The organism is Pantoea sp. CS_6 (genome assembly GCF_041954745.1).
Lineage (GTDB): Bacteria > Pseudomonadota > Gammaproteobacteria > Enterobacterales > Enterobacteriaceae > Pantoea > Pantoea stewartii.
Genome location: NZ_JAVAYG010000005.1, coordinates 339,786 through 346,988 on the forward strand (window position 1 = coordinate 339,786; position 7,203 = coordinate 346,988).

The 7,203-nt window shown below is 47.6% G+C and carries 7 protein-coding genes; all 7 read right to left on the reverse strand.

Annotated elements, in window-relative coordinates:
- Window positions 1–273 precede the first annotated feature (273 nt).
- Window positions 274–633 (reverse strand): DNA sulfur modification protein DndE, encoded by a 360-nt coding sequence (dndE, locus tag RAC90_RS10355; protein ID WP_058675766.1) that lies wholly within the window; start codon window positions 631–633, stop codon window positions 274–276.
- Window positions 633–2,633: a DNA sulfur modification protein DndD gene (gene dndD / locus RAC90_RS10360; protein ID WP_001577626.1), complete on the reverse strand. Its 2,001-nt coding sequence runs from the start codon at window positions 2,631–2,633 to the stop codon at window positions 633–635. Before dndD ends, dndE begins: the two co-directional genes overlap by 1 nt.
- Window positions 2,623–4,257 (reverse strand): DNA phosphorothioation system sulfurtransferase DndC, encoded by a 1,635-nt coding sequence (dndC, locus tag RAC90_RS10365; protein WP_375124314.1) that lies wholly within the window; start codon window positions 4,255–4,257, stop codon window positions 2,623–2,625. The genes dndD and dndC overlap by 11 nt, the downstream gene beginning before the upstream one ends.
- On the reverse strand, window positions 4,254–5,339 hold the full coding sequence (gene dndB, locus RAC90_RS10370) for a DNA sulfur modification protein DndB (protein WP_021552210.1): 1,086 nt from the start codon (window positions 5,337–5,339) through the stop codon (window positions 4,254–4,256). Before dndB ends, dndC begins: the two co-directional genes overlap by 4 nt.
- A 277-nt stretch (window positions 5,340–5,616) precedes the next feature.
- A complete protein-coding gene (locus tag RAC90_RS10375; protein ID WP_081047048.1) occupies window positions 5,617–6,063 on the reverse strand; it encodes a putative zinc ribbon protein in 447 nt (148 codons plus the stop codon).
- A 245-nt stretch (window positions 6,064–6,308) separates the two neighbouring features.
- Entirely contained in the window at window positions 6,309–6,536 is a 228-nt protein-coding gene (locus RAC90_RS10380; RefSeq protein WP_058706463.1) for an AlpA family transcriptional regulator, read from the reverse strand.
- Window positions 6,537–6,681: 145 nt separating this feature from the next.
- Window positions 6,682–7,203: inovirus Gp2 family protein (locus tag RAC90_RS10385; protein ID WP_375124315.1), on the reverse strand; the 522-nt coding region annotated here is incomplete at its 5' end.

The window sequence follows — 7,203 nt, forward strand, 5'->3', positions numbered from 1 at the left end:
CTATGGATCTTAGCTTTCTGAAAAATTTAGTTAATTTCGTGCTGGCGGCGAGGGGACTAAAGGGCCCCTCATAATCCTTTGATGTTGTTATATGCACTGGTAATCCCCCCTGCATTCAGGTTAGGAGAAAATTCTACTTATGCCTGCATCGATTTTTCGGGGGGATTACCATATGTCAGATCAAGTCGCGACTAATACAGATTACCGTTGTTAGTGTGCCATTTTCATGCTTTGTTAGCAAAGATGGGGTGAATATCGACTTATTATTTTCCATTATTTGTATACTCCATATACAAAATCTTTTACCGAGCGATAGTTTCTTAACCCCGCAATCCCATCCTCAACATGTGCTGCCCAGGCTTTAATCATATCCTTCTGCGTCATCTGTGGATAAAGCATCTTCAACACCAATTCTGTAGTCTGTAATGTCTCCCCCAGCCACGTAATTTTATCCAGTACCAGCGAGCCATCCAGCTTCTTGGTATCCCGCTCAGGCGAATAACGGAACTCGCTCTCTACCGAACGGAAAAATGCCAGTCGAGCAGCGACATTGGGCGTAATCCCTGTATATCCTTTCAATTTTTTAAGCTGCTCTTCAGTCTGACGACTAAGCACCATTCGATTCGGGAGCATCAGATCGCCTCCTTAGTTAATTCCCAGAAATAGCCAGGTTTCAGTGCAGACGATTTGGTATGTGCATTAAACACAATCTCATAAGCATGAGAGATATCATCACGCAATTGATCAACAAAATAACGCTCATCCACTTCCGTATCAGTAGATAGCAGCACTACCTGATGGCTGGCAAACGGGAAATAGTGGTTAATCAGTTTATCCCGATGCTGAGAATCCAGACGTCCTAATGGCGTATCGATAATCACCGGTAAATCACGGCCTGAGGTTTTTGCTAAAGCCTCAAGAATAGCAATTGCATAAATTTGCTTTTCACCGGCAGAAAGCAGCTTACGTTTTATGACGGATCCTTGTTCATCAATCAGCTCTACGTCAAACGTCTCTGGGTTAATGTGCGCACTAAGTTGTAGATCTTCTTTACGGGCCAGTTTGCGATAGGCTATTTCGAAATTCGCTGACAGTGTTTTCACTCTTGCCTGCGTTAATACATCACTGTATCGATCGAGTAAATTAATCGTTTCTTGAGCGTTTTTAAAGGCGCAACTCAAGCCATGCTGACTTCGGGCAACATCATGCATTTTTTGTACCTGACGAACGCAATCCAGTTGCTGTTGCTTAATTCGTTTAGCATCTTCCAGCAATGAAAGATATTTTTGCCGCTGTTTTTCACGTTGCTTATCCAGTTCGCGTAGCTTCTCAAAGAGCTCCATTAACTGGTCGTCCTCCGGGGCGCGGGCAATATTTGCAGCAGCCTGCTCTAACTGCTGTTCAGTCTCTGATAACTGGGTACGGTAAAGATCGAAGCGTTGCCATGCCTTTTTGCTGTCTTGTTCAATCGACTGTTGGAGCATACCGGCTTCACGTTCAGAGATATCAAACAGCAAATCGCCTTTAGGCTTAGTTGCCATATACTCTTTTAGATTATCGGTAATCGCTTCAGCTGCTATTTTGCCAGTTCCCTCAGAACGAAATGCAATATCATTTCTGAGTTGCGTTAAAAACTGGCTCAGCTCTTTTTCAAAGCTTTTTGCCTGTTTAATCTGCGTTTCATCAGTAATTTGTTGCAGTAAACGAGACAAAATAGTGGGCGCAAGCGCATAAGGTAGCGGCCCATCACATTCCTGACGCAGTGCTTTTTCCAGACGTTCCTTATCTTTCAATAACGCATCAACTTTCTGCTTTTCCTGCGCTTTTGTCTGGGCAAAAGCCCCCCCCTGAGCATTTAGCAAACCTTCATAACGGATAATATCTTTAGAAATAAACTCAATCCGCGATTTGGCAAAATCGGCTCTTTCCAGTATCTCTTCAGTCTGGCAGGCCAATTCTTTACTTTGTTTTTCAAGCTCTGCAATCTGCTGTTGTTGAGAACCCACCAACTGGCTGGATTGCTGGCGCTTAACAAAAATCATTAAGTCATTACGCAGTTTGGATATCAGATCCAGACCTAATAAACGGCGCACTGCGGTACGCAAAATATTGCCGGATTCATCTTCCGCCAGCTCCGCAATTTTCTCGCCATCAAAAAAGAACAGATCGGCAATGCCATGCGGGATTAATTCATTAAGAAACCCCTGGCACTGATCGTAATCCAGCTCACTGAGTGGCTGTCCATCCTGTTGCAGAGATAGGCGATCTTTCTTACCTTTTTTCCAGGTTCGCGTAACGGTAAATTCCGCTTCATGGCCGCCCTTATTATAGGTAAAGGTCAATTCGACAGCGGCTTCCTCAGGTTGTTCAATATCGTACGCACCGTTGTGAATTAACGAACTAAGTTGCTCGACATATTCCTGTTGTTGAGTGGCAAGGCCAAACGCCAGCCGACCATATAGTGCTAGACGGATCGCTGATAGGATCGACGTTTTCCCTGCACCGTTTAAACCACCAAACAGTACAATAGGTCGTGGATTCAAATCGTGTGGGCGCTTTCTGGGGGCCAGATCAATGGTATGAGTACCGTTAAATACCCGAAAATTATGTAACACTAGTTGTTTAATGAGCACGTTCGTTTTCCTCCTCGACTAAAACAGAGGATTCACTGGCATCGACAATTCTTCGCTGTAGAACCTGAAGTTCAGCTTCCAGCCTGGTGACTTCTTCCTGGTGAATATCCCGGTCGTTACGTTTTTGTAGTGCTGCTTGTTGCTGCTGGATCTCTTCGAGACTACCCCAGTCCTGTTTTAGAATGGTACCGAGTTTGTCAAAAATCCCCTGACGACGGCTTAGCCCTTCCATTGACACTTCCAGTTCAATCAGCTTCATGACCATCTCGGGTGCAACGTCAAATCCCTGAGCTATCTGTATCAACAAATCTGCATCGCTGGCGTCAAAGCGCGACTGATCGTCCACTACCCAGTCTAAATCCTGCTGATACACTTCTCGGTAAATACCCGGTAGCGTGTCATACCAGTCTGGTTCATTAGGATCTTTCAACCATTCCTGACGGATAGCATGCAGCTCCGGTTGGGTAATTAACGTAATCGTATGGCCTTGAGCATTTAAATCACGCTCGATTACCAGCAGCTCTTTTAGCCACTGCTGGCGATACTTAAGCCAGTAGGGGCCAGGAACATGTTTACGCTCGGCACTAATTTCTTCGCCATCTTTGGCATACTGATAACTGACCTTGCCAGTACGACGTTTATAGTTGCGAAACGTGTCTTTATTTACTGGATCGGTGGTAAATGCCAGCAGATCACGGTATTTCAGCAGCGGAGACATCCATTCTTCGCCATTCTTGATCAGGCTCTCCATCGCTTTATCTTTGGTGACCACGGTACAGGTCCAGCAGCCAAAGCGGGAGTTACCACAAGAAGGGGTACTTTCATCGATCACCAGGGGACACTCACCCTGAGCGGAAGAGTCCATATATAGCGTCCACAGAGGACGGTTGTTTCCACCCCACGGGCTTTCCCACTCATCAATATCGTCCGGGGCATAGCGGAACGCGCCGCGCAGCAGTTTCCAGACGTCTTCGACATCCCAGGTATCAATAGGGGTATAGATAAACGCATTTGCCAGCGTGGTATGTCGGGCCAGGCGTGAGCCATCAATTTTGTGCTTTGCGATGACCTGTGCACGGGAGGCACTCTCACTACTACGTGAACCCAGGACAACAATCACTTCATCAAACTGGCTGACCTTATCTTTAATAAAGTCACTCACCGGATTGATTTTCATGCGCTCAGTGCACCAACGGAAACTCCGGGTTGGAGCCGGATAACCTTTACCCAGTAAATTGACCCAGAAGGTTTCATTCGTTTTAGGCGTTACTGCGTGTTGAGTGATTGGCAGGTCATTACGCTTTGCGCCTGCCTCAATCTGCAACATCGTTTTCTTAATTAAATCAACTACCACAGGCGTTTCGACCAGCGTATCGGACGACACCATAAAAACATCTTTGTTGCGCATTTCCGGGGGCAGGCCAAGCAGAGCCAGATACACCAGCGTAATTACGGCAGAAGAATCTTTCCCGCCGCTGTAGCCAATTACCCACGGACGATTATCCGCACAATAAATTCTTTGAACCTCAGCAACATATTCGGCCAGAGGGCGTCCAGCGAACTGCTCCTGATTAATAAAATCTTCATATTCGGCCAAATCGTAGGCCTGAACTAATGTACTCATGAGACAACCATTTGAGCTTCAAGCTCCTGTTCTTCAGGAGTGAGGGGGATTGAGAGCGCGGTTTTTAGCGCATTACAGGTGAGCTGGATCGCGGTACTGGTTTTACTCAGTTTGCCGTGCTGCATCGCACGTTTGACGAGGTCCGGGTTGTTTCTGCGCCAGTTAAAAGTTTTCAGTGCAGCTATTTTCTCCGGCCATTGCTCAGGATAATCCGTTAGCAGGGTATATCCCAGTTGCCCAAGTGCCTGCAATCCAATGCCATGAGCGTGAACATAATCTTGTCGTAACTGAACCGGTGAAACCTCTTTTTTAGCCGCTAGCTGCCAATCCGGCATCACGCTAAAAATAGCTTGCCAATATTGGGTAGCAATTTGAGTGCATTCCTCAAAGTTGTTCTCTTTGGGATCTTTACCCAACAATGCGCGGGTAGCCTGCTTGATGCTGCTCAACGTAAATAACTTATTTGACCGCTGACTGATGCCAGATTTTTCCAGTTCTGTCATTCCAACAAAGGGCTCTATGGACATCGCCAGGTAACGTGCCAGATTTGAACTGGCATCGCGATGATCGTATAGAGACGCCAGCGACGGGCTGGGGCGAATAGCGTATTTATTCAGATCGGCGAACATCTGCTGGCTACGTTTTAAGCCTTCATCAACAAAGAACAACACCGGAATATTATCCTGGCCCAGCTCCGGGCGAGCATCCAAAGCGTCTTCAATCGCTTTACGGCGATGCTGACCGTCGTTGATTAGAATTTGTGCATCCATTGGCACGCACAACGTCCCCAGGTTGTTGGAGTTAGGGAACTCATCAAACTGAACGTCAACGGCAATAGACGCTGTCAGTGCTGAAAACACATAATCTTTTGGATTTTCCAGCAGATAACGCACCATTTCGGGGATGCGTGATTTATTCAGCGTGCGTTGTGCGCGTAGCTCAGGAGGGACGTCATTTTCATCAAAGCTGAATATTTTGGGTATGATGCGCATCGGGCATGTGGCAATGTAGAAAGGACGACCAGCCTGAATGCCACGTATAGCTGGAAAAGAGTAGCAGTAATCTGCATCAACACTAGCCATGCTGTAATCCGTATAAAATCGAATGAATTTGGTTACGTGATATTTTACGTAACCTAAGGCAAAAATCACAGTTTTTTTTACGTGAAAAATTGCGTACTGCATTCCGATATATGCCCGAAATTTAGTTCTGTAACCCAAAAAATTCATGTAGATGCAGCACTGTAAGTGCTGTTGCTTGGTCTCTTTCAGAGCATTATCCGCTTTTTAAAATCATGGTTGCTCATGTGACAGACCAAATGAAGCTGTAGTTTGGCATCTCCCCAACAAGCAGGACAATTCAGGTGTAATTATTCTGCCAGCAGGCCTCCTCAATGCTATAAATACCGGTCCCGCAGGCAGTGCAGCGTTTTTCCCCGCTGTAATGGTTAGCGCACCAGACGCAGTACCAGTCCAGCGACATTACCGGGGAATCTAGGGTGTTGAAAAGACTGCGTAATGTTCTTCTGCGTATCTCCGCTTTCACTGCCGGGTCAATATGCGCACAGCTCATCAACGTACTGGCAGCTACTGTTCTCTGGTCATGTTCGAACCAGGGTGAGTCAGCGTGCGTGCCGGTATGGAAAATGAGTCGACAGCCGCAGGATACGCAGCTCCATACCTGTCCCGGCATGTTCGCCGCTTCACTGGTGGTCACAAAATGCCCACGGTGGTCACTGGCGAGGTAGCATTTCAGCATACGAATTCCGGCGTTCTGTTCCTCACTGGTAACGGTCTTAAAATTCATCGGACTGACTCCTTACCGCCATACGACATGCAGGCAGATACCGTCCCGGAACGAGATGGCTGTCTGTGTGGAGGATGGCGGGTTACAGGTTGATTATGGATGACTGGAACTGATGGTTCAGGGGTTTCGGCTGCAAATGGGGCAGGGTTTCGCGCCGCAATAGCGCCGCTTATCGTGTTCGCATTGCCAGCGGAGTGATATGCAGTTAGCCGTTTTACGGGAGCGATGCTGGCCGGTTGACTTCATTACTCCCGTGAGTTGGCAATAACCTGCTGCATCCAGCTCTGGACTTCACTTTTATACCAACGGGAGCTGCGTCCCAGTTTGATGGGTTTCGGGAATCTGCCATCTTGAATCAACTTGTAAAACCACTTGTCGGTCATCTTGGTGTGTTTGGTGATGTATGCCATGTCGATAAGAGGGTCTTCTGCATTAAGTAATGACGCGGTGGATGGGGTTGTACTGGTAGTCATGGAATTTCTCCCTCTGAAAATGAATTTTGGGAGGAGACCGGCGTGGGTTGAGTTCTGTTGCACACCGGTACTCCTTCAGAGGATAAGGCGTGTATGTAAAATATTACCTTGGGAGGCTAGGTAAGGGACTGGGAATGGCAGGAGGTCAGCCCTGGCTACAGCCAAAGTTACGCCCGCCATCACCGGTGACTTTGGTGTGGTCTTTAGCGAGGTAATCTGCCCGAGCTAGGGCTTGTTGAAGTTGTGCGCTGTTCCCCCTGTCAATCCATAGCGCTGGATTCTCAGGGAAATTCGCCAGTGTAGCATGCTGCTGCACGTCCACCTGCAACGCGCTACACCAGGCCTGTTTAATCATCCCGGCCAGGGTGTGCGGTGAATTGTAATCACCAGCCCCACACCAACTCTCTCGGTTCAGCAGTAAAACAGCGTGATAGTGCTTTTTACCGCTACGCTCGCCGAACTCCCGAGCCCAGACATACCGCAGCGTTGTGGGGTGTACCCGCTTGCCCTCCTGCTTTCTACGCAACTGACAGGCGGTAATTTTGGCTTTAAGGGATTCTGTAAAACGGGATATTACAGCGGCGTCAGTGGCGGCAGGGGCATCAGGCAGGCGTAGATCAACTCTCAGCATTAATACTCGTGGATAGGCATCCAGGGCATTCTGAAA